Below are 25066 nucleotides of genomic sequence, written 5' to 3' on the forward strand. Positions count from 1 at the left end.
ACCCGCTACCGCCTCCGGCGGGAGGGTGCGGGGCGCTCAGCGGGTGCGGGGTCGATACAGCGCGACTGGGCGTGTTCGTAGACCATCGTGCTCTGCACATCCGCCACCTCACGGCGCTCGGTGAGGCGGTCGATGACGAACGCGTACAGCCCATTGGTGTCCGGCACCGCCACATGGATGAGGAAGTCATGGGCGCCGGAGGTGACGAACAGGCCGATGGTCTCCGGCAGCTGGGCGGCCCATTCCCGGAAACCCTCGATGACCGGCCGGGACGGCGGGCGGATCCGCACCGAGATCAGCGCCTGGACGGGGCGGCCGACCGCCTCCAGGTCGACGGCGGCGTGATAGCCGCTGATGATGCCGCGCTCCCGCAGCGCCCGGACCCGCTCCAGGGAGGTCGACGGCGAGACCCCGGTCCGCAGGGCCAGCTCGCGATTGGTCTGGCGTGCATCGTTCTGCAGCTCCCGCAGAAGAGCGCGGTCCAGTGCATCAAGTTCCACAAAAGCGCTCCCTTGCCTGAGGAAATTCGGCGGGCCGTGCCACAGCACGGATGGATGGGTACCGTCCACCTCATCCACCACATTAGCCATCGACAAGGAGTGCCGCTCGTGTCCGTTCCCCAGCTGACCGACGACGATGTCCGCACCGATCAGTCCACCCGGCAGGCGAAGCTGAAGTGGGTGATCGTCGTGGACGAGGAACTGCCGGCGGGCCGGGCGGTGAACGCCGCCGCCTGCATGGCCGCCGCCGTCGGCCGGGCGATGCCGGAGCTGCTGGGGCCGGACGGCACGGACGGGTCCGGCGCCGGCCACCCGGGGCTGCCGTGGGCCGGCTGCTCGATCCTGGCCGCCGGCCCGGAGGCGCTGCGCGAGCTGCGCGCGAAGGCCGCCGGGAAGGACGACCTGTACCTCGTCGACATGCCCGGGCAGGCCCAGACCTCACGGGTCTACGACGAGTACCTCGACAGCCTGGCCGGCACCAAGACCGAGGACCTCGACTATCTCGCGCTCAGCCTCGTCGGCCCGCGGAACAAGGTGAGCAAGCTCATCGGGAAGCTGCCCCTGCTGCGCTGACCCGCGCGCCGCCGGTCGCGGCCGGATCGCCCAGGGCGTACGGGGAGAGGATGTCGGCGATGACCCGGTTGCGCGGGGTCGCGACGCCCAGCTCGGCGCCGAGGTCGGCCACCGCCCCGCTGAGCCAGCCGAGTTCGAGACGGTTGCCGTGCAGCAGGTCGTTGTGCATGGAGGACGTCATCGCGGCGGGCAGCGTGTCGCAGAAGGCGAGCCGGTCGTCGGCGAAACCGGGGTCCAGGGCCACCCCCTTGGCCCGTCCTACGGCGACCACCTCGTGCATCACCTCATGCAGCAGGGCCCGCGACCCGGGGTCCCCGCGGACCACCCCGATCGGCTGCCGCACCGCCGACGTCGTCCCGGAAAGGCCCACCAGGAAGACGAACTTCTCCCAGATGGTGCGCTCGATGTCGGCGCTGATCTCCGCGTCGATACCGGCCGCCACAGCCCGGTCGAGGAAATCGCGGGCGCGCGGGGACTCCTCACGGTCGTACTCCCCGAACACCAGCCGCTGCAGCGTGCCGTTGTGCACCACCACCCCGGGCTCCTCGATGAACGCCGAGATATAGCCGACCCCGCCGAGGACGGACCCGGCCGGCAGATGGCGGCGCAGCACCGTGTCCTTCTGGACCCCGTTCTGGAACGACACGACGGCGGCGCCGCCTTCGGCGAGGGGTGCCAGCTGCCGGGCGACGTCCTCGGTGTCCCACAGCTTCACCGCCACCACGACGAGGTCCGGGGCCTCGAGGTCGGAGATGGCCGGCACCACCGCCTCGGACGGCACCCGCAGCTCGCCCAGCGGGCTGCGCACCGTCAGCCCCTTCTCCTGGATCGCCGCGAGATGGCGGCCCCGTGCCACGAAGGTGACATCGTCACCCGCGGCGGCGAGCCGCGCGCCGAAGTATCCGCCGACGCCACCCGCGCCGATGACCGCGATCCGCATGGTGTGTCCTCATCCCCAGCCGCTTGGTAACCCTTCAGGCGGTTACTATATGCGGATGGATTCCTCGACGGAGCCAGCCCCGCGGCCACGGGTGACCGCCCGGCTGCGGGCCCTGCGCTTCGACGCCGGCAGCCTCGCCCTGAATCTCGTCGCGACCCTCGGGCGGCGCGGCAGCACCCCGATCGAGCGCCTCGGCACCCTCGACCGGCTGCGGGAGTGGTGCGACGGCGTCGGGCTGCGGCTCCACGACGAGGCCGTCACCGATGAGCTCCTCACCGAGCTGTGGACGCTGCGCGAGGCGGCGTACGACGCGGTGGCGGCGGTCGTCCACGGCCGGCCCCCGTCGGACGTGTCCGTGGCGCTGCTCAATGACCGGGCGCGCCCCGCCCCGCCGCAGCCGCTGCTGATAGCCACCGGCACCGGCGTCGGGGTCGACGGCGCCGATCGCCCCCTGTCCGGGCGGGAGCTGCAGTCGGTCGTCGTCCGCGACCTCATCGCGGTGCTCGGCGACCCGGAGCGGCGCGGGGCGCTGCGGGCGTGCGACGCCTCGCTGTGCACCATGGTCTACCTCGACCACACACCGGGCGGAAGGCGCCGGTGGTGCTCCATGCGGCTGTGCGGCAACAGTGCCAAGGCCGCGAAACACCGCGAGCGGCGGGCAGCGGCCGCCCCGGCCCGCTCCTGACGCCCCGGCGCTCCCCAGGGCCGTTGTTTCCGGTGCGCCGCCCGGGGCACCCGAGGTGGCCGGAGGAGTGCCGATGGCCGATGAGAGCGACACCGACCCCGCGCCGAAGCGGCGGCGCCAGGGCCGGGCCGCCGGTTCCGGGGGAGTGGCGGCCGCCGTCGTGCTGACCGTGGCCACCGGGGCGATGGACGCGATCAGCTTTCTGGCGCTGGGCGGGGTCTTCACCAGCGTCATGACCGCCAACCTCTCCCTGCTCGGCATGTCGACCGCCGCCCTGGACGCGACGCTGGCCCGGGACACCGCGGTCGCCATGGCCGGATACATCGTGGGTGCGCTGCTCAGCGGCCGGATCGTCCGCGGCCCCCGGCCCGCCTGGCGCGCCCGCTGCGCGCTCAGTGTCGAACTGCTCGCGCTCGGCGGGCTCTGGGCGGTGTGGGCGGCCGCCGGCGGCCACCCCTCCGGCGGCCGGCAGCTGGGGCTGCTGGCCGTGGCCGCGCTCGCCATGGGAGGGCAGAGCGGTCTGGTGCGGGCCGTCGGGCCGCCCGGCTTCTCCACCACCTATCTCACCGGCGTCCTGACCGGGCTGCTGGTCGACGCGGCGCGCAGCGGAAGGGTGGGCCGGCTCAGCATGGCGCTGCTGGGGGCCCTGGTGGTGGGTGCCGCGGCGGGCGGGCTGCTGGTGGCGCATGCCGCGCGGGCCGCGCCCGCCCTGCCGACCGGGCTGGTCGCCCTCGTGCTGCTGGCCTCCCTGACCTCTCTGGCCCGGGACGCCGATGGCCGTCTGTGGCCGCACGCCGGATAGGGCGCCCCAAGTCTGGTGACGCCCGGGGCGGTTGACCGTCGATTCGCTCTTCCAGCGGGGCGTCATCCGATGCCAGACTCGGTCCGTGACCGACTTTGACATGCTTGTGATTGGGTCCGGACCGGGCGGCCAGAAAGCTGCCATCGCAGCCGCCAAACTCGGTCGCCGGGTGGCCGTCGTCGACCGGAAGGAGATGGTGGGCGGGGTCTCCCTGCACACCGGAACCGTTCCGTCGAAGACCCTGCGCGAGGCGGTGCTCTATCTCACCGGACTGACCCAGCGGGATCTGTACGGCCAGAGCTACCGGCTCAAGGAGGACATCACCGTCGCCGACCTGACGGCCCGGACCCAGCATGTGGTCGGCCGTGAGATGGACGTCGTCCGCAACCAGCTGTCCCGCAACCGGGTCGCGATGTTCCCGGGCACCGGGCGGTTCGTGGACGACCACACCGTGGCCGTCACGGACGCGACCGGCCAGGAAGAGCTGCTGACCGCGCGGCATATCGTGATCGCCACCGGCACCCGCCCGGCTCGCCCCGCGAGCGTGGAGTTCGACGAGCGGACGATCATGGACTCCGACGGGGTCCTCAACATGGAGCGGGTGCCGCGCTCCATGGTCATCGTGGGCGCCGGGGTGATCGGCATCGAGTACGCCTCGATGTTCGCCGCCCTGGGCAGCAAGGTCACCGTGGTCGAGCAGCGCCAGGGGATGCTGGACTTCTGCGATGTCGAGATCGTCGAGGCGCTGAAGTACCGGCTGCGCGACCTGGCCGTCACCTTCCGCTTCGGCGAGACCGTGGCGGCCGTCGAGCGCCATGCGCGGGGTGCCCTGGCCGTCCTGGAGAGCGGTAAGAAGATCCCCGCCGACGCGGTGATGTACTCCGCGGGGCGCCAGGGGCTCACCGATGGGCTGGACCTCGGCAAGGCGGGGCTCACTGCCGACCGGCGGGGCCGGATAGCGGTGGACGAGCACTACCGCACCGCCGTACCGCACATCTACGCGGTCGGTGATGTCATCGGCTTCCCGGCTCTTGCCGCGACCTCCATGGAACAGGGGCGCAGCGCGGCGTACCACGCCTGCGAGGAGCCGGTGAACCCGATCCACCATCTGCAGCCGATCGGGATCTACAGCATCCCGGAGATCAGCTTCATCGGCCGCACCGAGGACCAGCTCACGGACGAGAAGGTGCCCTTCGAGGTCGGGGTGTCGCGCTATCGCGAGCTGGCCCGGGGCCAGATCGTCGGCGATGCGCACGGCATGCTGAAGCTGCTGGTCTCCCCGGAGGACCGGCGGCTGCTCGGGGTGCACTGCTTCGGCACCGGCGCCACCGAGCTGATCCATATCGGGCAGGCCGTGATGGGCTGCGGCGGCACCGTCGACTATCTGGTGGACGCTGTGTTCAACTATCCGACCTTCGCCGAGTCGTACAAGGTCGCCGCGCTCGACGCCACGAACAAGATGCGCGAGATCGACCACCTGCGGGACTGAGCCCCGGCCCGCCTCCGCGCCGCCCCGAATATCCCTTTTTGGGATACTGGGAGGCAGATCGGGAGGAGGGCTCAGATGACCCGCGCAGTCGGTATTGACCTGGGTACGACGAACTCGGTCGTATCCGTCCTGGAGGGCGGCGAGCCGACCGTCATCACCAACACCGAGGGGACCCGGACCACCCCCTCGGTGGTGGCCTTCGCCAAGAACGGCGAAGTGCTGGTGGGCGAGGTCGCCAAGCGCCAGGCGGTGACGAACGTCGAGCGCACCGCGCGATCGGTCAAGCGCCACATGGGCGAGGACCGGTGGCGGTTCCCGGCCACCGGCGACGTCGACGGCAAGCGCTACACCGCGCAGGAGATCTCCGCGCGGGTGCTGCAGAAGCTCAAGCGCGACGCCGAGGCGTATCTCGGCGAGGACGTCACGGACGCCGTGATCACCGTCCCCGCGTATTTCAACGACTCCCAGCGCACCGCCACCAAGGAGGCGGGCGAGATCGCCGGGCTGACGGTACTGCGGATCATCAACGAGCCGACGGCCGCCGCCCTGGCGTACGGGCTGGACAAGGAGAACGACCAGACCATCCTGGTCTTCGACCTCGGCGGCGGCACCTTCGATGTCTCGCTGCTGGAGATCGGCGAGGGGGTGGTGGAGGTCAAGGCCACCAACGGCGACACCCACCTCGGCGGCGACGACTGGGACCAGCGGATCGTGGACCACCTGGTGACCCGCTTCAAAGGCGGCTATGGCGTCGATCTGGCCAAGGACAAGATGGCGGTCCAGCGGCTGCGCGAGGCGTCCGAGAAGGCCAAGATCGAGCTCTCCGCGGCCAGTGAGACCACGATCAACCTGCCGTACATCACCGCGTCCGACGCGGGTCCGCTGCATCTGGACGAGAAGCTCACCCGCTCGCAGTTCCAGCAGCTGACCGAGGACCTCCTGGAGCGCTGCAAGGCCCCCTTCCACCAGGCGATCAAGGACACCGGGATCAAGACCTCCGATATCGACCATGTGATCCTGGTCGGCGGCTCCACCCGGATGCCCGCCGTGACCGGCCTGGTCAAGGAGCTGACAGGCAAGGAGCCGCACAAGGGCGTCAACCCCGACGAGGTCGTGGCGATCGGAGCCTCCCTGCAGGCCGGTGTCCTCAAGGGCGAGGTCAAGGACGTCCTGCTGCTGGACGTCACCCCGCTGTCCCTCGGTATCGAGACCAAGGGCGGCATCATGACCAAGCTGATCGAGCGCAACACGACCATTCCGACCAAGCGCTCGGAGGTCTTCACCACGGCCGAGGACAACCAGCCGTCGGTGCAGATCCAGGTCTTCCAGGGCGAGCGCGAGATGGCCGCGTACAACAAGAAGCTCGGGATGTTCGAGCTGACCGGTCTTCCGCCGGCCCCGCGCGGGGTGCCGCAGATCGAGGTCGCCTTCGACATCGACGCCAACGGCATCATGCACGTCTCCGCCAAGGACCTCGGCACCGGGCGGGAGCAGCGGATGACCGTCACCGGTGGCTCCGCGCTGCCGAAGGACGACATCGACCGCATGATGCGGGAGGCCGAGAGCTACGCGGAGGAGGACCACAAGCGCCGCGAGGCCGCCGAGACCCGCAACCAGGCCGAGGCGCTGGTCTACCAGACCGAGAAGCTGCTGCGGGACCAGGCCGACAAGGTGCCGCAGGACGTCCGGCAGGAGGCCGAGGCGGCGGTCGCGGAGCTGAAGGGGACGCTCGAGGGCGAGGACACCAACGCGATCCGCGAGGCCACCGAGCGGACCGCCACCGTCGGACAGAAGATCGGCACCGCCCTCTACGCCCAGGCCCAGCAGTCCGCCCCGTCCGACGGCGGAGCGAGCGGCTCGGCGGCCGGCTCCTCCGGTGACGGCGGGGGCCGGGCCCACGCGTCCGACGAGGAGGTCGTGGACGCGGAGATCATCGACGACGAGAAGACCGGGGACGAGCCCAAGGGAGGCACGGGCTGACCGGCACCGCCTCCTCGGCGGCCGGCCGCCATCGCCTCACCCGCGGCCCGAGCGTCACTGCTTCCTGGCCGGCTCACCCCGTCGTGCCGATACCTCCACGAGCTCCGAGCGCCCCTTCGCGTTGAGATGCAGGATCGGGATGGCCTTGTTCCGTGGATTGCCATCGTTCTGGAACGAGATGAACCCACTCGCCCCCGGTACCTGCTGACGGCTGTTCATCTGGTGGAACATCCGCGCCACCGACTCCCCGGTCACATCGCCCAGCGCCGCCATCTGGACGCCCTGGGCGGCGGTGAGCACCGCGTCATGCGCCATGATCGCCTGGCCGTCCTGGTGCTGGTCGTCGGGGAACCACTTGGCCAGTGCCCCGCCCGGCTGGAAGTGGCGGGCCGATGGACGGGAGACGGATTGGGGGTCCTCCTTCCACATATCGGGGTGCGCCAGGCCCGTGTAGAGCACCCGCACCTTGCTCTCGGCGGCGTGGGCCAGGTCATCGGCGGTGAGGTTGGTCGTGTCGTCGCCGGTGATCACCATGAACTCCCGATCCTGGCACGGACGGTTGGCGATCGCGTCCAGAAACCGGGTGAGGTGCTTGCCGCGGCCCGCGAAGAAGACCGCCTCCGGCTTCTGGTCGCACAACTGCCCGGGCATATAGCGCAGCTCGTTCTCCCAGGCGCCGCGCACCGAGGAGTCATAGGTCATCCTGTCCGCCACCAGCTGGGCGCCCTTGATCTCCTGGAAGACCTTGGTGAAGGCGTCACCCAGCGTCTTGGCGTAGTAGTTGTCCCGCGCGTCGTCCTGGACCACCACCGCGCGGTGGACCTTCTCCTTCTTGAGATACGCGGCGGCGGCGTACGCCTCGTCCACATTGGTCGGGGAGACCCGGACGAGCCCCTTGATGCCCTCTATGTTGGTGGCCGTCATGGTGCTGGCGACCAGGGCGAGACCGTTGTCGGACAGCCGCCTCAGCGCGTCGAGGTTCTGGCTGTCGCTGGGGCCGAGCCCGGTGACCGCGACCAGCTTGTCGTCGGAGGTCTTGCGGTCGATCAGCTCATCGACGGTGCGCTCCCAGTGGGCCGCACTGCTGCCCATATTGGCGATCAACAGCTTGATCTTGGGGGAGGAGGAGAGATCGCCGCGGTTGTGCCGGTACTGCGCCAGATACGCGCCCTCGAGCTCATGCCGGACCGATTCCTCGGAGTTGCTGTCGTCTTCGGTCAGCGTGAACGAGGTCATATAGGCGACGCTGACGTACTTGTCACCGTCCTTGTCCACCTGGTCGTTCTCCGCCTTGATCCTCTTCTCCACGGGCTCCAGATGGTCGGCGAAGGTGTACGAGCCGTCGGTGACGCCCACGCACTCGCGGTCGTCGCCCATCTTGACGACGCCGTCGCCGCACCGTGCCCGCTTCTCCTCGATCCAGTTCACGGTGAGGGGGACCGCCACCGCGAGCAGGGCGACGGCGATCACGCCGATCACCACCCGGCGCACGATGTGCAGTGGCCATTCCAGTCTCGGCACCGGGCTCACCCCTCGCTCGTGGACGTCAGCGGATGGCGCCAGTGGCGGTACCGCTCCGCCTCGTTGAACAGGGCCACGATGTCGTTCCTCCGCAGTCGTGAGAGCTGGTTGAACCCGTCGGCGATCATGTCGTTGAGCCGCATCCCGGGGTCGGCCAGCGGATCGCTCCACACCCAGCGCACCGTGATCAGCTCCCGGATCACCGAGGCGGTGGTGACCGCCTCCGGGGGCTCCTCCGGGGCGAGGCCGGCGAGCAGCTCCAGCGGTCCGCCGGCCTGGCCCAGCCGGTTGGGGGCGGCCGTGATCGTGTTGAACTCGCTGATCCACTGCGCCGCGGGCACCGCCGGGAAGCGCGCCACCAGATACCCGGTCACCTCGTCGATCCGCTCCGCCGCGAGCCGGTGGTACATCTCCTGGACGGTGCGGCCCTCGGACCTGAAGTGCTCGGCCAGCAGCTCGTGCACCGCGTCCCAGTCGTCCGGACGCGCGGCCAGCCGCCACAGCAGCAGCCGCCGCGGCCAGGGGTGGAGGGCCGGGGTCACCGTGCCTGGGCTGTGCAGCAGCCAGCGGCCGCGGACCTCGCCGAACAGCGAGTCGCCCGAGCCCAGCAGCCGGGTGCCGATGGACAGATCGCGCGCCGCCGCGCACTCCTCCAGCGCCGCCCGCTGCATGGGGTCGAAACCGCGCAGCAGATGGTCCAGGGCGGCCTCCGCCAGCGTCCGGGTGTCCTCGCCCTCCCGCGGCGTACGGTCCGGCAGGGTGCGCAGCCAGCGGTCCTGCTCGGCGCCGTCCTCGGTGGGCACGGTCGAATGCCGGAACAGCTCCAGGACCTGGCTGACCGCCCGGGGGAGCCCCGCGGTCAGCCGGTGGATGAAGGGCGCGAGCCGGGCGAACGGCGCGAGGTCGGGATGGTGGCGCAGCTCCAGCTCGATCCGGATGCGCACCTCGTCCAGATTGAGATCGCGCAGCCGCAGCGGATACCACCAGGTGTCATCGCTGTCCCGGCCCGGGCGGTGCTCCGTCCAGTCCGTGAGGGAGGCCCGGTCCGGGCCGCGCAGCCGCCAGGGCCACTGATCGCCGGTGGCCGGGCCCCAGCGGGGCAGCCACCGGTTGGAGCTGGCCACGACGGTGAGCGGATCGCAGTCGGTGCCCGCCACCACGGCGTCGTCATGGCGGGCCCGGATCAGCAGATCGAGGAAGCGACGGCCGTACTCCGTGTGGGAGTTGTCGAGCAGCAGCAGATAGGAGCGGGGCATGAACGAGTGGCGTACATTGCCGCGCATGTCCTCCAGCAGGGCCGAGAACAGCACCCGGTCCAGCCGCTCCTGATCGTCCTCGTCCCCGTCGTGGCGCCACAGGTTGAGCTCGACCAGCGCCTCCCACGGATCCCGGCTCTGCAGCAGCGGATGGCCGCCGTACCAGGCGGCGCTGCTGGTGAACTTGCGGCCCGGCAGCCGCCTCCGGCCGCGCCGGAGCGCGTCCCGCAGCAGCGTGAGCGCCGCCGTGGAGGCGCCGTCGGGGGCGCCCACGGCGCCTCCGGCCACCTCGAAGAAAGCGGCGAGATAGTCGCCGTAGCGTGCCTCCGCCCGCTCCTGGAACGCGTCCAGCTCCCGCCGGATGTTGCGCCGCCCCTCCGCCAGGCTCGTCATCCGCAGCTGGTGGTCCGAGGCGAGCAGACCGAGGGTGAGCCGCGGGAAGTGGGAGCGGCGGTAGCGCGGAAGCTTGCGCTCCAGCTGGCGGGCGAGCAGCGCCAGCGCGTACCGCGGCAGCAGGGACTGCTCACCGCCGAGATTGATATACGCGAACGGTGTCTCGGGCCCGAACTTCTCCATCAGCGCGCCATGGGACTCGCTGGCCCCGCTGCCGCGCGGCCCGAGCAGCATGATCACCGGCCGCTCGTCCGTGGGCCCCAGCCTGAGACATTCTCCGACCAGACTGATGATCCCGCTGCGGCCTCTTAAGCCCACACCCATTCCGGATTCCGCCACGTGCCCCCGTCCCCCCGTCGGTCCCCCGTCGGCAACTCGGGGGGTCTTTACCCACGTTCGCCCCTTCTATAGCCGACCGCTCCCAACGTACCCCGGGTACGGCCGATGCCGACATCCCCTTTACCGGCCACGCGGCGCCGTCCGCTCAGCGGCGGAAGATCTCCAGCCGGGTGGGCGCCGGCCGGCCCGGTGCGGGCAGGGTGAGGCCGCGGCTCCCCGGGGTGATCGACCCCAGCACGCTGGCATGGCGGGCGCCGGTGCAGCTCGGTGCCGTACCGGCCAGCCCGTGGGCGGTCAGAAAGGCGAGCACGGCGAAGGCGTACGCCTCCTTCGCCGCCGCCGGAAGGCCGAGTTCATCGGAGGTCCGCAGCGCGATCGTGCCCAGCGCCCGGCGCAACGCCCCCATCAGGGTGGGGTTGCGGGTGCCGCCGCCCGAGGCGATCACCTCGGTGGCGTGCACCGACCGCACCGCGTCGGCGACGGTACGGGCCGTCAGCTCGGTGACGGTGGCGACCACGTCATCGTCGGGCACCGGGCCCGCGGCGGCCAGCGCCGCCCGCAGATAGGACCCGTGGAACAGCTCCTTGCCGGTCGTCTTGGGCGCGGGCAGCGCATAGTACGGCTCGGCCAGCAGCCGCTCCAGCAGCGGCTCGTGGACGGTGCCGCGCGCCGCCATGGCGCCGTCCGCGTCATGGTCGAGGCGGCCGTCCGTCAGATCGCCGACCGCCGCGTCGATGAGCGCGTTCGCCGGGCCGGTGTCGAAGGCCAGCGGATCGCCGGCGCTCGACACCACCGTGATGTTGGCGATCCCGCCCAGGTTCAGGGCGGCGCACACACCGGGCCGCCCGCGCAGCCACAGGGCGTCCACCAGGCTGACCAGGGGAGCGCCCTGGCCGCCCGCGGCCACATCGCGGGTGCGCAGATCGGAGACGACCGGGCAGCCGGTGGCCTCGGCGATCCAGGCGGGCTGGCCGAGCTGCAGCGTTCCGTGCACCCGCCCGCCCTCGGCCCAGTGGTACACCGTCTGACCGTGGGAGCCGATGAGGTCCGCGCGGCCCTCGCACAGCTCCCGGTCGGCGCGGGCCGCGAGCGCGGCGAACGCCTGGCCGATACGGGTGTCGAGCGCGCACACCTCCTTCATGGTGGTGGCCGCCGGGGGCAGCGCGGCGCTCAGCGCCGACCGCAGCGCCTGCGGATACGCCTCGCCGACCAGCCCCAGCGGGGCCAGCACCACGGTGTCGCCGTCGAGCACCAGATCGGCTGCCGCGGCGTCGACCGCGTCATGGGACGTGCCCGACATCAGGCCGATCACGCGCATGGTGTCTCCTCCTCCGTCTCGGCGGCCTTCCCCGCCCGCGCCATCTCGGGCAGTGCGCCGCGGTGGTCCTCCCCGCGCAGGGTGAACAGCGCGAGCACGCTGATGGCGCAGGTCACCGTCACGTAGTAGGCCGGGATGTCGACTTCGCCGGTGCGCTTGATCACCTCGGTGATGATGAGGCCCGCGCATCCGGAGAACACCGCGTTGGACAGCGCGTAGGCCAGCCCAAGGCCCGTGTAGCGGACCCGGGTCGGGAACATCTCGGCGAGCATGGCCGGGCCCGGCCCCGCCATCAGGCCCACCACCACGCCCGCGACGAAGACCGCCGCTCCCTGGACCCATGCCGAACTGTCCGGCTCCTGCAACACATTGAGCAGCGGGAAGGCCAGCACCGCCACCAGCGCGGCCCCGGTCAGCATCACCGGCCGCCGCCCGATCCGGTCGCTGAGCAGGCCCGCCGGCAGGATGGAGAGCGCGAAGCCCGCGTTGGCCACCACGGTGGCGACCAGCGCCTGCTGGAAGGTGGCGTTCAAGGTGGCCTGCAGATACGACGGCATGACGACCAGGAAGGTGTAACCGGCCGCGGCCCAGCCCATGATGCGCGCGGCCCCCATGACGATGGCCCCGGCCATCTCACGAGGGTCCGCCACCCGCTCCGGTCCGGCGGACGGCGCGCCGGGGCCCGGCGCGGTGCCGGTCTCCCCGTCCGCCGCCGCGCGGAAGAACGGGGTCTCCTCCAGCCTCAGCCGCAGCCACAGGGCGACCAGCCCGATCGGCAGGGTCGCCAGGAACGGCAACCGCCATCCCCAGTCGCCCAGCGACTCCTCGCTCATCACCGTGGCCAGCAGCGCCGCCACACCGGCCCCGGCCAGCAGCCCCAGCGCCACGGTGAACGACTGCCATGCCCCGTAGAGCCCGCGCCGGCCCGGTGGCGCGAACTCCGTCATGATCGACACCGCACCGCCGAACTCCCCGCCCGCGGACAGCCCCTGGAGGATCCGCAACAGGGTGAGCAGCCAGGGCGCGGCCGCGCCCAGCGTGTCGTACGTGGGCAGCACTCCGATGAGCGTCGTGGCGCCGGTCATCAGCAGCAGCACCAGGATCAGCGTGGGCCTTCGGCCGATCCGGTCGCCGACCCGGCCGAAGACGGCGGCGCCGATGGGGCGGAAGAAGAACGCGATCCCGAAGGAGGCATAGGTCTTGACCAGGCCCTCGAGCTCGGTGCCGCCGTGCGGGGTGAAGAAGTTCGCCGCGATGATCGTCGCGAAGAAGCCGTAGACACCGAATTCGTACCACTCGATGAAGTTGCCGACCGAACCGGCCACCAGCGCACGGCGCGGGGCCCGCCCGGCGGCACGCTCTCTGGGATCCGCTGGGGACGTCGTCACATTCGGGCCCTTTCGCCGTCACCGCCAAGGGGAACGTGATGTGCGTACCCGTTGGGGACGGCGGTTACCGGTGCGAGCGCGGCTCCAGTGGCGCGCGAGTGCCTGGCTGAACGCCTGCCCCCGTGAAGTGCGTCATCGTCACCGGAGCCGCCGACGGCCGGGCCCGTCAGCCGCGCAGCAGCGCGTTGCACTCCCGCTGCAGCGCGATGTCCTGCCACATCGGGTGCTGGGGCGCCGCGTTGGAGCACACCACCGCGCCCCACGCGCCCACCCGCGCCGACTCCTCGACGGCGCGGCGGCAGAACGCGGCCCCCACCGGGCCCTCCTCGAAGGTCCCGTGCAGCGGGGTGTAGCCGATCCAGCCCTCGCCGAAGACCAGCGGGACCCCGCTCCCGGCCGCCCAGTCCGCGGCCGCCTCGATCCAGGTGACCAGCCGCTGCTCCATCGCCAGACGGTGCATGGCATAGCGGTCGTACAGCCAGGCGTCCCAGCGGTCGGGGTCGCACCAGTCGTGGACGTAGATCTCCCGGCGGCCGACCGTGGTGGCCTCCAGCCGCCAGAGATCGCCGGGCGGAGGAGCCCAGTCGGCCAGGTCGGGGGCGCCGGGGCGCAGCAGCTCCCGGCGGACCTGCTCCTGGGCGAAGGGGCGGCCCCGGTCGCGGATGGCGAAGGTGGCCAGGAGCTCGTCCAGCACCCCGTAGACGTAGGGGTGGAAGACCGCCACATCCACCTCGCGGGGGACCCCGCGCAGCGAACCGATCGGCACCTTGGCGTAGTTGACCGTGACGGGACGGTTGGGGTGGCGCTCCTTGAAGCGCGCGATGCCCCGCTCCAGCCGCGGCCGCAGGGCGACGACCTTGTCCTGGCCCGCCAGCCCCTCGGTGAGCCGGCTGCCCTGGACCTCGTTGTGCAGCTCGGTGAAGGCGATCCGGTCGTCCAGACCGTGGATCACCAGGAAGTCGATCAGATCGGCCAGCGCGTCCGCGAGCGCCTCGGGGCGGCGCTCGGGATCGACGGCCATCAGCGCGTCGAACCAGGCGCGGTCCTCGCCGAACGACGGGCTCTGCTGGTACTCCCAGCTGGAGAGGATGACGAAGCAGTCATGGCGCAGGGCCGCCGCGAAGAGCTCGCGCAGCCAGGCCCGTCCGTCGATCTCGCCCCCGCCGCCCACGTCGTACCAGCGCATCCGCTGCCCGTACGCGCCGCCCAGCCCTGACAGCCGCAGCTTGCTCGTGTCGAGCCGGGAGCCGAAGAGCAGGAACGGCATGGCACAGATGCGCACGGTGTTGTAACCGCGCGCCACGGCGTCCTCGAAGGCGCGGTCGAGGTCGGCGAAGGGCTCGCCCGGGCCGGTGCGGGTGTACCAGCTGAAGTCCCACAGCGAGATGGTCAGTTTGTCCGGCAGATGCGGCGACAGCGTCAAGGGGGCTCCCCGCGGTCGGCGGCTCGGCGTTGAGAGACCGGTTCATCGTCCGGGGGCACCAAACGGGCTGTCAAGATGTATTCATAAATAATGGCCAGCGCTGGTGCGGTGGGATTTCCGCCCTGTCTCTCCAGCCTTCCCACGAGGAGAAAACCCCATGGCGCGCCATCCGGAACCGGGACCCGCCCGGCGCTGAGGCCGTCAGCGCCTGCCGGACCTCGCCCCTTGAGGTCCGTACTACGGTCGTGTCCGGCTCCTCAGGCGATCCAGCCGTAGCCGGGCCGCGGCCTGCGCGAGGCCGGGGGCGCGCCCACGCTCTCCAGGTCCCGCTCGGCGGCGTGCACGAGCTGCTGCCCCAGGTCGCTGAGCGCCCGCGCGGCGGCGAGCTCATCGCCGATCACGGGCACGTCCTCGTCGTCCGGGTTGCACCGGGCCAGTCCCCGGCCGGTGAGCGCCGCGGCCCCGGTGTCCAGCTCGACGCGCGCCGTGGTCCGCCCCTCGTCCTCGGAGAGGTAGAGATGGACCCTCCACTCCACTGTGTGCGACATGGCCTGCTCCTCATCTTCTGGCGGCCGCCTCTGGTGGCTGTGGCTGCTTTCCGGCGGCCGCGGACCCCGCGCAGGCGGCCGGAGCCGCTCAGCGACGGTTCCTGCCGGACCACGCGGGTTCCACCACCTTCCACTCTGCCTCCCATCGCGCGTACCGCCTGCGGTCCAGGGCCCGCCGGACCCGGGACCGCCCCGTGAACGCGACCGCGGCCACCGCCGCGGCGGTGACACAGCCGGTGAACCAGCCCATGGTCCGTGCGGTCGCCGGGGAGGAGGGCGCCTGCGCCAGGGCGCCCTCGCGGTTCACCCAGACCCGTACCTCGCCCCCCGAGCCGCCGCCCGACACCGTGGCGGTGCCCGTATGGCGCTCACCGTCATCGGCGACCCAGCGCACCCGCGCCTGCCGCGGCTCCCGCACATCGGTGTGGTCCGGCCCGGGCGGGGGCTCGGCGAGCCGCGCGGTGATCTGGTGCCGCGCCGAGGTCTCGGCGGCCACGACGCGCATCTGGGAGGCGTGCGCCGCGTACCCCGCGCTGATCGCGGCGGCCGGCAGCCCGACCGCGAGGATCAGCACGAACAGCACGGTGCACCAGGTCTGGATCCGGTCCGTCCGGCGGCGCAGCGGATTGGGACCCCTGGCCGGACGCCCGGGCAGGGGCGGACGCGGGCGGAAGACGCGTCGCGGTCCGTGGGTGTTCATGGTCTGGCCTCCAGCGAGTGCTGACGCCGGCGTGCTCTCGCGCCGGCGTCGGGGTCAGGAGCGCGGGGCGGGCTGATAGGCGCCGGGCACCATCCGTGCGCTGATCGCCGTGCGGTTGTAGGCGTTGATCACGACGGCGGCCCAGATCACCGCTGTCACCTGCGGTTCGTCGAACACCTCGCGGACCGCCGCGTAGACCTCGTCCGGCACCTGGCCGTCCTGGAGCGAGGTCACCGCCTCGGCCAGCGCGAGCGCGGCCCGCTCCCGCTCGGTGAAGAACGGGGTCTCCCGCCAGGCGCCGAGGGTGTGGATCCGCTGCTCGGTCTCGCCCTGGGCGCGGGCGTCCTTGGTGTGCATGTCCAGGCAGAAGGCGCAGCCGTTGAGCTGCGAGGCGCGGATGCGCACCAGCTCCAGCAGCTCGGGCTCGACCCCCGCCGCCTGGCCCGCCCGCACCGCCGCCCGGTGCAGCTCGCCCATCGCGGCGGAGACCTCGGGAGCGAGGCCCTTCAGATCCAGCCGGGCGGTGGTGCGGGCCGGGGTGGTCGCCGTCATCGGTGAACTCCGTTCGTCGAAACCAGGGGATCGGCAGCGCCGTCGAGCCAGGACTGCCAGGAGGCGGCGCGCAGCGCCGGGCCCGCCCGCAGCGGGCGGCCCAGCCACGCGGTCACCGGACGGATTCCGTGCACCGCGTTGACCAGCCACACCTCACGGCCGTCCAGCTCCTGCACGGTGCGGTTGCGGTGCTCGGTGCGGACACCCAGCTCGGCCGCCCGGTCCTGGATCAGCGCCGAGGTCACGCCCGCCAGCAGCGGAAGCCCCGGGGGCGGCAGACACAGGACGTCGTCCTCCCACCACAGAACGCTCGCCGTCGTCCCCTCCAGCACCAGCCCGGAGGGGGTGGTGAGCATCAGTTCCTGCGCGCCCCGGGCGGCGGCCCGCTCGCGCAGATGCGCCAGAAGGGGGAGGTCGGGGCCCTTACGGCGAGGATGCGACCGCGGATCGAACTCCTCGGTCAGACATACGTTCACATTGACCGTCCGCGGCGGCGCCGGGCGTATCCGCAGAAACAGCCGGGCCGGCTCCGGACCGGCCAGCTCGACCCGTGGGAACCAGCGCTCGGTACGGGGCAGGGCGGCGATCGCCTCGCTCCAGAAGCTCTCGATCCGGGCGGGGGAGTCGCCGGACGCCTCGACGCACGCGGCGACGAACCGGCGGCGGTGGTGGTCCAACCCCCGCACCCGCCCGTCGTCGACCAGCCAGGAATCGGCGGCCAGCAAGGCGGCGTCCGGCACCGCCCGGGAGGGCATCAGCCCGCCGTCCTCGCGCCACATCAGCGTCCACTGCTTCTGGTCCGACGCGTCGGCGTGACCGATGTTCTGTGCAGCGACCATGTCCGCTTCCACGTCTCCGTCCCGATTTGTCCGAAGCTTCCGGTGTTTCCGATGTCCGATGCGTGCTGCCCCGGGTTGCCTGTGCCTGGCCCGGTGTCCGGTGTGCGGATGTCCGGCCGGATTCCTAGCCGCGCTCGCTGGATTGCCGGTCAATAGCCGCGCGCCGGGCCGCCCCGGGGGCCGTAAGGAGCGCGTTCCAGCCACTCCCCGCAGCGGGGGACCACGGGGGCCAGAGCCGCCGCCGCCCGCTGGGCCGCCCGCCTCCACGGCCGGGGCCGCAGATGGTCCAGGGCCGCCCCGGCGGCCTCGCTGTTGTGCAGGGCGGCGCTTCGGCGGGCGGCGGCGTACCCGGCCACCGCCGCGGGTCCCCGCGACGGCTCGGAGCATGCCGCCGACACCGCCTCGGCCGCCGCGACGGCGTCCGCGATGCCGCTGTTCATCCCGCGGGCGCCGAAGGGCGGGAACAGATGCGCGGCCTCACCGGCCAGCAGCACCCGGCCCGACGGATCGGCGAACGACGCGGCGACCTTGCGCAGGAAGTGGTAGCGCGACACCCACAGCACCCGGTGGGCGCAGTCCTCGCCCACCAGCCGGGGCAGCCAGCGGCGGACCGCCTTCTCGGTGCCGAAGGACTCCGGCGGATCGTCCGCGCGGCACTGCAGATCGATCTGGAAGCCCCCGGTGAACGGCACCCGCAGCACGGTGCGGCCGCCGGTACCGGGGTGCTCGTAGTGGAAGACCCGCTCGGCCGGCAGGTCCCCGCCGGCCGGATCCGCCACGTCCACGACCACGTGGTACCCCTCGGACCGGGTGCCCTCCAGCGGGATGTCGAGCGCCCCGCGCACCCCCGATCGGGCCCCGTCGGCAGCGATCACATGGCCGGCCGTCCAGCTCGCGCCGCCCTTCGCGGTCACCGTCACCTCATCGCCTCCCGAGCGCACCCCGCGCACCTCGGCGTCGAAGCGGAACTTAACGCCCGCCTCCGTGCACGCCTCGAAGAGGAACCGCTCGGTGTCCACCTGACGCAGGCTGGTGAACGCGGGCAGTGCCGCGGACGCGTCTCCGGACACCCCGTCTGAGGAAATCCCGTCTCCGCGGCCCCCGTCTCCGGCGACCCGCGGAAGGGTCCGCGCGAACACCTCACGGCCGCGGTAGAGGGTGCGCCGGGTGTGCCAGGTCGTCCCGTACGCCGCGATCCGCGCGCCCAGCCCCGGGCGGGCCCGCTCCAGCAGCCGCAGTGACCGGCGGTGGACGAACAGCGCGCGGCTCCCGGCCCGCACCCGGTCCCGTGCCCCGGCCTCCAGCACCGTGACCGGCAGCCCGGCGGCGCGCAGGGTGAGCGCCGCCGTCATCCCGACCGGACCGGCGCCCACCACCAGAACCCGCCCGCTCTCCTTCCGCGCCGCCATGTCAGCCACCGACCGGTGCGGTGGACAGGGTGGGCAGCTCACCCGCGGCGAGCAGCCGGGCGATCTCCAGCCGCTTGATCTTCCAGGTGCCGGTGCGCGGCAGATCCTCGAAGCGGCACTGCACCGGCTCGGCCAGCGCCGGAAGATCCCCGGTCGCTTGCCGCCAGCGGGCGGGGTCCAGCGGCTGGTCCCCCCGGGTGCACACCACCGGCACCGGCTCCCGCTCCGGACCGTGGACGATGACCACTTCCCGGAGGTCGGCGATCCGCGACAGCAGCTCGTCCTCCACCTCCAGATTGCTGTCCACGGTGGAGATCTGGTCCACCTCGCGGTCCAGCAGATACAGCGCGCCCCACCGGTCGCGGTAGCCCATGTCGCCCATTCGCCACCAGCCGCGGTCCACCTGCCGGGCGTAACTCTCCGGCGCGCCGAGGTAGGTGAGGATCCGGCCGCGGGTGCGGGCCTCGATGGCCCCCGTCGCCCCCGGCGGGCAGGTGCGGCCCCGCTCGTCCACCACCCGGATCCGGGTGAAGCCGGGGATGCCGGTGCCCATCCGCCGTGCCTGCACCCGGTCCGCGCCCCGCCGGGTGTACCAGCAGAAGGCGATGGGCCCGGTCTCGCTCTGCCCGTACAACTGCATCAGCCGGGGGTCGCGGCGCCGGGAGGCGGCGAGCAGCCGCCGCACCGTACGGGGGTGGATGGCGTCGAAGGTGGAGCCGTACGCCCGGACGTTGGACAGCGGTCCGTCCGGCGCGTCGGCCAGGTCCTCCCACAGCACATAGGTGTTGGGATGCGTCTCGACGATGCCGGGGCGGTGCGCGGCCAGCAGCGGGCCGGCGTGGGCCGGGTCGGGGTCGACGAGCAGCAGCAGCGGGCTGCCGAAGTGCATCAGCACGCCCAGCAGATGGTAGAAGCGGGAGTGCGCGAACGACATGTGGAGAGCGGCCGGTTCACGGCGGGTGGCCCGGCCCAGCGCCTGCTGGGGCACCAGCCGGTTCCACATGGTGTGCGGGCAGTGCACGGCCAGCTTCGGGATGCCGGTGGTCCCCGAGCTGTGGGTGATCAGCGAGGGCTCACCGGGATGGAGCCGGATGGCCGGGCGGCGCGGCACTCCGGCGAGCGCGGGCAGCGCGGTGGTGTGCCCGGGCGCCTCGTCCACCGTCAGCACGCCCCGGGCCAGGGTGGTGTCCACCGTGCTGAGCGTGGACCCCAGCGTCGCCCGGTCGGTGATCAGCCAGGGGGCGTGCAGCCGGTCCAGCAGCACCGCGGCCACCTGTCCGTCCAGCGAGGGCGACAGCAGCGCCGGGACCGCGCCGATCCGGGAGACCGCACAGGTGAGCAACACGATGTCGACGTTGTCGCCCTTGAGGATCGCCACATGCTCGCTCGGGCGGACCCCCGCCGACCACAGGCGGGCGGCCAGGTCGTCGACCAGATCGGCCAGTTCGGTGTACCCGAGGTCGGTTCCGGCGTCGGGGGCGACGTCCAATGGCCGGTCCAGGGTCACCCTGACCCTGCCGTGGCGGGCCGCGGCCTCCTGGAACATCAGCCCCAGATAGAACCCGCGCTCGGGGATCAGCCGCTGCAACATATCGAGGTCCTCATCGTTCGAAGTCGGTCGGGAGGCCGTGCGCTCGGGCGCGGCTGTTGGGCCCGCGGCGCGTCACCAGCGGCCCGTGCGGACGACATGGCGCCGCAGCTTTCCCGTCGGGGTGCGCGGCAGCGAGGCCACCAGGCGCACGGTGCGCGGTGCCTTGTAGGCGGCGAGTCGCCGCCGGGCCAGCGCGATCAGATCGGCCGTCAGCGCCTCCTCGTCGGCCGCCCGGCCGCCCGGGTCGGCCGCCGGTACGACATAGGCGCGCAGCCGGGTCGCGCCCCGCTCGTCGGGGACGGCCGCCACCGCCACCTCCCGCACCGCCGGGTGCTGCCGCAGCACCTCCTCGACCTCCAGCGGCGACACGGTGATCCCGCCGACCATCTCCAGGTCGTCGACCCGGTCCAGATGGCGATAGGTCCCGTCGCGCTCGCGCCGGGCCCGGTCCCGGGTGGCGAGCCAACCGCCGTCCCCCGGGCGGCCGGTGGCCACCGTCGGGCCCCGCACCCACAGCTCGCCCTCGGCTGTGCCGTCGGTCCCGTCCGTCACCACGGCGCCCTCGGGGTCCCGTAACTCCAGCTCGAAGCGGGGCACCGGACGGCCGAGGGTGCCGGGCACGTTGTCCCACACCGTGTTGGCGCAGAAGGCGTGGCCCGCCTCGGTGGAGCCGATCTGCTCCAGCACCGGCGCGCCGAGCAGCTCACCGACCCGCTCGCCCAGGGCGGGCGGCAGCCCCTCGCCCGCGCTGACCGCCGCGCGGACGGAGGCGAAGCAGGCCGTATGGCCGGTGCCGCGCTCGTCCACCAGGGCGGCGTACGAGGACGGCACCGAGTACAGCAGGGTCACCCGGTGCCGGGCCACGAGGTCGTCGACGAGGGCCGGTCCGGGGCGGTCCGCGGTCAGCACCGCCGCCGACCCCGAGAAGAGGGGGAAGACGAAGGCGTTCCCGAAGCCGTAGGCGTAGAACAGCTTGGACACCGAGAACGACACGTCCGCCGGGCCGATGTCGAGCACCTCCTGCCCGACCAGATCGTGATAGGCGGCCACATCGCCGTGGCTGTGGGTCACCGCCTTGGGGCGGCCGGTGGTCCCGGAGGTGTACTGGATGTACAGCGGGGTGGTGGCCGTCACCGGTTCCGCCGCCGGGGCCGGAGCCGCCGCGCCCAGGGTGGCGGGCGGACCGGTCAGGGCCGACAGCTGGTCGGCGCCGAGCCAGGACACGCCGTCGAAGTGGTCCTGGAGATCGGGGCCCGAGACGGCCAGCGCGGCGCGCGAGTCCTCGGCCATGAAGCGGTGGTCGTCGGCGGTGAGCGCGGGATTGACCAGCACCGCCGTCGCGCCCAGCCGGGCGGCGGCCAGAAACGTGGTCACCCACATGATGCCGTCGGGTAACGCCAGCAGCACCCGGTCACCGGCCGCCACGCCCCGGCCCGCCAGCACGGTGGCGGCGCGCTCGGCGCGGTCGTGGACCTCGCCGTGGGTCCAGGCCCGGTGGCCCTCGAAGAAGGCGGCCCGGCCGGACCAGCCGCGGCGGTCGGCGAGCGCCGCGAGATGCGCGGCCACATTGGCGGAGACCGTGGGCCCGGTGGGCATGGGCGGGGCGGACACCGAAACGGCGAACACCGACAGGGCGGTCACCGGCCGGGCTCCTTCGCCGCCGGGGCCGGTGGCGCCGTGGCGGCGGCCACGAGCAGTTCGTCGATCTCCCCGGCGGGCTCCCTGCCGGGCACGGGCTCCACGGCCTCGTAGGCACGCATGGTGGCAGCGGTCTTCAGCAGCATTTCCTCGTACTCCTCGGCCGGATCGGAATCGAGCACGATGGCCCCGCCCGCGCCGATGTGCATCCGGCCGCCGGTGAACACGGCCGTACGGATGACGATGTTGAGGTCGGCCGCGCCGTTGCAGCTGAGGTAGCCGAGCGCCCCGGAGTAGACACCGCGGGCCTCGGTCTCCAGCGAGTCGATGATCTCCAGCGTGCGCAGCTTGGGGGCGCCGGTCATGGAGCCGCCGGGGAAGCAGGCCCGGACGCAGTCGACGGCGGTCGTCTCCTGGCGCAGCCGGCCGCGCACGGTGGAGACCAGCTGGTGGACGGTGGCGTAGGTCTCGGTGTTCATCAGGCGCGGCACATACACGCTGCCCGGTGCGCACGCCCGCCCCAGATCGTTGCGGAGCAGGTCCACGATCATCAGGTTCTCGGCGCGGGCCTTGGGGCTGGAGGCGAGGGCGGCGAGTGCCCGCGCGTCCTGTTCCGGGTCCTTGCCGCGCGGGGCGGTGCCCTTGATCGGCTTGGCCTCGGCGGTGCCGTCGGGGGTGATGCGCAGAAAGCGCTCGGGCGAGGCACAGGCCACATCGGTGCCGCCGAACCGCAGATAGGCGGCGTACGGCGCCGGGTTGAACCGCCGCAGGGCCCGGTAGAAGGCGTAGCTGTCGCTCGGGGCGGGCAGCCAGGCGGCGTTGGTCAGGCAGATCTCATAGCTCACCCCGGCGCGCAGCTCCCGCAGACACGCCTCGATCGATGCCAGATACCGCTCCCGGTCCCGCACCAGCCAGGGCTCCACGGCGGCCGTGGTGGCGAGGGCGGACGGCTGCGGGGCGGGGCCGGTGAGCGTCGGCACCCCGCTGAGCACGGTCACGGTGGTGTCCAGCCAGTCCTTCGCCTCCCGGTGGCCGTCGGGGGTGTCCTCGGTGAGGCAGCAGATGTAGGTGACGCCCTCCTGGTGGTCGACCGCGACGAACCGGTCGGCGAAGAGCCAGCAGGCGTCCGGGGTGGCGGACCGGTGACGGCCCGGGGAGCCGCAGTCGGCCTTGAGCTCGTAGCCGAAGTAGCCCACATAGCCGCCGGTGAAGTCGAAGGGGAGACCGGGGGCGGTCACCCGGCGGCGGACCAGCTCCCGTTTGAGGTAGTCGAAGACGCTGCCCTCGATCCGGACGGCGGGCCGTCCCGTCCGCTCGACCTCGCAGACGCCCGTGTCGGTGTCGTAGCGGACGAACTCGGCGAGCGGACCCGTGCCGTCCCCGAGGAAGGAGAAGCGCGCCTCGCCGGACTCGGCGCGCGAGCTGTCGAGCCAGAACGCGTGCGGCGCCTTCGCGTACAGCCGGGTGAAGGCCGCCTCGGTGTCGGTGGCATCGGCCAGCCACCGGGCGTGCAGCCGGTAGGCGGGCCCTTCCGGGGGCGACTGCGCCGGGGCGCCGTCCTCGGGGTCGAGCCGCGCCAGTTCCGCCCGGGGGTCCGCCTCGGGGGCCCGAGGGGCCTGCGGGGAGCCGGAAGGCCCCGCGGCCGGTTCGGCGGCGGTACGGGTGCGGCGCGGCTCCTCGGCGGAGGCGGGGGTCACGGTCGAGGTCACCGACTCGCCGTTGGCGTGCTCGACGGTCAGATCGCGGAAGTTGCTGAGCATCCGGTGGCCGTATCCGGTCAGCACCGACTCCGGGTGGAACTGGACGCCCCACAGCGGACGGGCCCGGTGCCGCACCCCCATCAGCACACCGTCCTCGGACCACGCGATGCCCTGCAGCCCCAGCGGCAGCGGCTCGGCCACGCACAGCGAGTGATAGCGAACGGCCGTGAAGTCCTGCGGCAGACCCCGGAACAGCCCGCGCCCGCCGTGTTTGATCCGGGACAGATGCCCGTGCTTCGGTTCGGGCGCGGGCACCACCCGCGCCTGGGCGCCGAGCGCGATCCCCTGGTACCCCAGGCACACCCCCAGCACCGGAATGGTCGACCGCTCGATCAGCCGGGCGGTGGCGCCGAAGTCCCGCGGATCGGCCGGATGCCCGGGGCCGGGGGAGAGCACGATGTTGTCGAACGCGGTCAGATCGATGTCCGCGCATTCCGGCGCGTCATGGAGAAGCACCTCCGGTTCCTCGCCGTTGACCTCGGTCAGCAGATGAAAGAGGTTGTACGTGTACGAGTCGTGATGATCGACGAGGAGTGTCCTCAGCGATTCCATCCGGATTTGCCTCCTTGCGATGAGAAAACCGGCCGGGGATCACCCGCCCCGGTCGTCGGGCCGCGGCGCGTCGCTCACCTACCGGCGAGCGCGCGGACCGTCGGCCGCCATCCGCCTGTGACGTCCTCGTATCGACTGAAGCGGCGGGTAGAGCCACTTCTTCAGAATCCGCTGCAGCCGTGGCATGACCAGCCAGGTCACCATCGCGGTCACCCCAAGGCACAGAGCCAGGGTCCGCAGCAGGAAATTGGTGTCCTTGATGAACGGGATCACCAGCACATTGAAGATGAGGACCGGAGGGAAGACCGCGCTCAGATTCACCAGCCACAGCTTCCATTTGGGCGGTGGCGGCAGCGGCCGCACCGGCCCCTTGAACCAGTTCTCCAGTCCCGAGGTGCGCTGTGTTCCCTTTTCCTGGACGAAGGGCCCGGTCCGGGATGCCAATCGCGCACGTTCCAGCGAGGAATCCCATGCCCGTGCCGGGCATTCCGCCTCGAACCGGTAGAGGACATGCCACTCCGAGGAGGCCGAACCGGATCCCATGACCCCGCCTCCGAGATATCCCGGAAGACTTGCCGCGGCATTGAGCATCTCGATCGCCCAGGCATAGAACTCGCTTTCGCGGCCGGGGTCCACCCGGTATGCGGCAGTCACCGTGACCGGCTCACCGTCCACTCCAGCCGCAACTCCTTTCCGCACCATGACGTTTGCCTTCTCCACCGCGCCGACCTGCGAGAACTGCCAACTTCCCGTCAGGTCCACCCGGCGAGACGACACGAAGTGTTCCACACCGTGCGATCAGGAACAGTGGAATGCTCAACAACGTACATAAAAACTCGAAAAGTCCGCCGTGACCTGGGCGTTATCTGC

General features: G+C 72.1%; 21 protein-coding genes. 5 read left to right on the top strand and 16 right to left on the bottom strand.

Annotation, left to right across the window (positions count from 1 at the left end; genetic code table 11):
• Nucleotides 1-5 precede the first annotated feature (5 nt).
• A complete protein-coding gene (locus tag ACFYOY_RS32645) occupies nucleotides 6-500 on the bottom strand; it encodes an Lrp/AsnC family transcriptional regulator (RefSeq protein ID WP_059144620.1) in 495 nt (164 codons plus the stop codon).
• 108 nt (nucleotides 501-608) lie between these two features.
• On the opposite strand from ACFYOY_RS32645, the gene ACFYOY_RS32650 reads away from it, so the two are divergent.
• A complete protein-coding gene (locus ACFYOY_RS32650) occupies nucleotides 609-1073 on the top strand; it encodes a DUF2000 domain-containing protein (RefSeq protein WP_388591089.1) in 465 nt (154 codons plus the stop codon).
• Here the strand turns inward: ACFYOY_RS32650 and ACFYOY_RS32655 are convergent.
• Entirely contained in the window at nucleotides 1045-2013 is a 969-nt protein-coding gene (locus ACFYOY_RS32655; RefSeq protein WP_388591091.1) for a ketopantoate reductase family protein, read from the bottom strand. The two genes, ACFYOY_RS32650 and ACFYOY_RS32655, sit on opposite strands and share 29 nt — an antisense overlap.
• A gap of 55 nt (nucleotides 2014-2068) precedes the next feature.
• Between ACFYOY_RS32655 and ACFYOY_RS32660 the strand changes: the two genes are divergently transcribed.
• The 4 genes from ACFYOY_RS32660 to dnaK all read left to right on the top strand — a co-directional run bounded on the left by ACFYOY_RS32660 (nucleotide 2069) and on the right by dnaK (nucleotide 6969).
• Nucleotides 2069-2698, top strand: coding sequence for a CGNR zinc finger domain-containing protein (locus ACFYOY_RS32660; protein ID WP_351892453.1), 630 nt, complete (start codon nucleotides 2069-2071; stop codon nucleotides 2696-2698).
• A gap of 73 nt (nucleotides 2699-2771) precedes the next feature.
• Nucleotides 2772-3500: a YoaK family protein gene (locus tag ACFYOY_RS32665; protein WP_351892460.1), complete on the top strand. Its 729-nt coding sequence runs from the start codon at nucleotides 2772-2774 to the stop codon at nucleotides 3498-3500.
• A gap of 85 nt (nucleotides 3501-3585) precedes the next feature.
• A complete protein-coding gene (gene sthA / locus ACFYOY_RS32670; protein WP_351892466.1) occupies nucleotides 3586-4989 on the top strand; it encodes a Si-specific NAD(P)(+) transhydrogenase in 1404 nt (467 codons plus the stop codon).
• A gap of 75 nt (nucleotides 4990-5064) precedes the next feature.
• Nucleotides 5065-6969, top strand: a complete 1905-nt coding sequence (gene dnaK / locus ACFYOY_RS32675; RefSeq protein ID WP_351892472.1) for a molecular chaperone DnaK — start codon at nucleotides 5065-5067, stop codon at nucleotides 6967-6969.
• A 54-nt stretch (nucleotides 6970-7023) separates the two neighbouring features.
• Here the strand turns inward: dnaK and ACFYOY_RS32680 are convergent, their stop codons facing one another.
• From ACFYOY_RS32680 to ACFYOY_RS32745, 14 genes are all read right to left on the bottom strand, one after another.
• Nucleotides 7024-8490 carry a branched-chain amino acid ABC transporter substrate-binding protein gene (locus ACFYOY_RS32680; RefSeq protein WP_351892496.1) on the bottom strand — a complete coding sequence of 489 codons (1467 nt, stop codon included), beginning with the start codon at nucleotides 8488-8490 and terminating at the stop codon, nucleotides 7024-7026.
• A 5-nt stretch (nucleotides 8491-8495) separates the two neighbouring features.
• Nucleotides 8496-10373 carry a hypothetical protein gene (locus tag ACFYOY_RS32685; RefSeq protein ID WP_388591153.1) on the bottom strand — a complete coding sequence of 626 codons (1878 nt, stop codon included), beginning with the start codon at nucleotides 10371-10373 and terminating at the stop codon, nucleotides 8496-8498.
• Nucleotides 10374-10623: 250 nt separating this feature from the next.
• Entirely contained in the window at nucleotides 10624-11796 is a 1173-nt protein-coding gene (locus tag ACFYOY_RS32690) for an anhydro-N-acetylmuramic acid kinase (protein WP_351892501.1), read from the bottom strand.
• Complete coding sequence (locus ACFYOY_RS32695; RefSeq protein WP_351892506.1) at nucleotides 11787-13184, bottom strand: MFS transporter; 1398 nt, start codon at nucleotides 13182-13184, stop codon at nucleotides 11787-11789. The genes ACFYOY_RS32690 and ACFYOY_RS32695 overlap by 10 nt, the downstream gene beginning before the upstream one ends.
• A 166-nt stretch (nucleotides 13185-13350) precedes the next feature.
• Nucleotides 13351-14607, bottom strand: coding sequence for a cellulase-like family protein (locus ACFYOY_RS32700; RefSeq protein WP_388591095.1), 1257 nt, complete (start codon nucleotides 14605-14607; stop codon nucleotides 13351-13353).
• A 257-nt stretch (nucleotides 14608-14864) separates the two neighbouring features.
• Nucleotides 14865-15155, bottom strand: coding sequence for a DUF1876 domain-containing protein (locus ACFYOY_RS32705; protein WP_059144632.1), 291 nt, complete (start codon nucleotides 15153-15155; stop codon nucleotides 14865-14867).
• An 88-nt stretch (nucleotides 15156-15243) separates the two neighbouring features.
• Complete coding sequence (locus tag ACFYOY_RS32710; RefSeq protein ID WP_351892515.1) at nucleotides 15244-15855, bottom strand: hypothetical protein; 612 nt, start codon at nucleotides 15853-15855, stop codon at nucleotides 15244-15246.
• 54 nt (nucleotides 15856-15909) lie between these two features.
• On the bottom strand, nucleotides 15910-16407 hold the full coding sequence (locus ACFYOY_RS32715; RefSeq protein ID WP_351892518.1) for a carboxymuconolactone decarboxylase family protein: 498 nt from the start codon (nucleotides 16405-16407) through the stop codon (nucleotides 15910-15912).
• Entirely contained in the window at nucleotides 16404-17246 is an 843-nt protein-coding gene (locus tag ACFYOY_RS32720; RefSeq protein WP_388591098.1) for an aminotransferase class IV, read from the bottom strand. Before ACFYOY_RS32720 ends, ACFYOY_RS32715 begins: the two co-directional genes overlap by 4 nt.
• Nucleotides 17247-17395: 149 nt before the next feature.
• On the bottom strand, nucleotides 17396-18655 hold the full coding sequence (locus ACFYOY_RS32725; protein ID WP_388591100.1) for an FAD-dependent oxidoreductase: 1260 nt from the start codon (nucleotides 18653-18655) through the stop codon (nucleotides 17396-17398).
• Between the two features lies 1 nt (nucleotide 18656).
• On the bottom strand, nucleotides 18657-20246 hold the full coding sequence (locus ACFYOY_RS32730; protein WP_351892534.1) for an AMP-binding protein: 1590 nt from the start codon (nucleotides 20244-20246) through the stop codon (nucleotides 18657-18659).
• 72 nt (nucleotides 20247-20318) lie between these two features.
• Complete coding sequence (locus ACFYOY_RS32735) at nucleotides 20319-21842, bottom strand: AMP-binding protein (RefSeq protein ID WP_351892762.1); 1524 nt, start codon at nucleotides 21840-21842, stop codon at nucleotides 20319-20321.
• A gap of 41 nt (nucleotides 21843-21883) precedes the next feature.
• A complete protein-coding gene (gene pabB / locus ACFYOY_RS32740) occupies nucleotides 21884-24196 on the bottom strand; it encodes an aminodeoxychorismate synthase component I (protein ID WP_388591103.1) in 2313 nt (770 codons plus the stop codon).
• A 78-nt stretch (nucleotides 24197-24274) separates the two neighbouring features.
• Entirely contained in the window at nucleotides 24275-24871 is a 597-nt protein-coding gene (locus tag ACFYOY_RS32745) for a hypothetical protein (RefSeq protein ID WP_388591155.1), read from the bottom strand.
• Nucleotides 24872-25066: the final 195 nt, after the last annotated feature.

Origin of the sequence: Streptomyces sp. NPDC007875 (assembly GCF_042868035.1) — a bacterium.
Taxonomy (GTDB): domain Bacteria; phylum Actinomycetota; class Actinomycetes; order Streptomycetales; family Streptomycetaceae; genus Streptomyces; species Streptomyces antimycoticus.

What these genes read in the sequence shown, in the direction of transcription:
- ACFYOY_RS32735 (WP_351892762.1), bottom strand. Translation starts at nt 21,842, where the DNA reads ATGCCCACCGGGCCCACGGTCTCCGCCAATGTGGCCGCGCATCTCGCG.
- pabB (WP_388591103.1), bottom strand. Translation starts at nt 24,196, where the DNA reads ATGGAATCGCTGAGGACACTCCTCGTCGATCATCACGACTCGTACACG.
- ACFYOY_RS32730 (WP_351892534.1), bottom strand. Translation starts at nt 20,246, where the DNA reads ATGTTGCAGCGGCTGATCCCCGAGCGCGGGTTCTATCTGGGGCTGATG.
- ACFYOY_RS32725 (WP_388591100.1), bottom strand. Translation starts at nt 18,655, where the DNA reads ATGGCGGCGCGGAAGGAGAGCGGGCGGGTTCTGGTGGTGGGCGCCGGT.
- ACFYOY_RS32690 (WP_351892501.1), bottom strand. Translation starts at nt 11,796, where the DNA reads ATGCGCGTGATCGGCCTGATGTCGGGCACGTCCCATGACGCGGTCGAC.
- ACFYOY_RS32665 (WP_351892460.1), top strand. Translation starts at nt 2,772, where the DNA reads ATGGCCGATGAGAGCGACACCGACCCCGCGCCGAAGCGGCGGCGCCAG.
- ACFYOY_RS32660 (WP_351892453.1), top strand. Translation starts at nt 2,069, where the DNA reads ATGGATTCCTCGACGGAGCCAGCCCCGCGGCCACGGGTGACCGCCCGG.
- ACFYOY_RS32685 (WP_388591153.1), bottom strand. Translation starts at nt 10,373, where the DNA reads ATGCTGCTCGGGCCGCGCGGCAGCGGGGCCAGCGAGTCCCATGGCGCG.
- ACFYOY_RS32710 (WP_351892515.1), bottom strand. Translation starts at nt 15,855, where the DNA reads ATGAACACCCACGGACCGCGACGCGTCTTCCGCCCGCGTCCGCCCCTG.
- ACFYOY_RS32705 (WP_059144632.1), bottom strand. Translation starts at nt 15,155, where the DNA reads ATGTCGCACACAGTGGAGTGGAGGGTCCATCTCTACCTCTCCGAGGAC.
- dnaK (WP_351892472.1), top strand. Translation starts at nt 5,065, where the DNA reads ATGACCCGCGCAGTCGGTATTGACCTGGGTACGACGAACTCGGTCGTA.
- ACFYOY_RS32720 (WP_388591098.1), bottom strand. Translation starts at nt 17,246, where the DNA reads ATGGTCGCTGCACAGAACATCGGTCACGCCGACGCGTCGGACCAGAAG.
- ACFYOY_RS32715 (WP_351892518.1), bottom strand. Translation starts at nt 16,407, where the DNA reads ATGACGGCGACCACCCCGGCCCGCACCACCGCCCGGCTGGATCTGAAG.
- ACFYOY_RS32655 (WP_388591091.1), bottom strand. Translation starts at nt 2,013, where the DNA reads ATGCGGATCGCGGTCATCGGCGCGGGTGGCGTCGGCGGATACTTCGGC.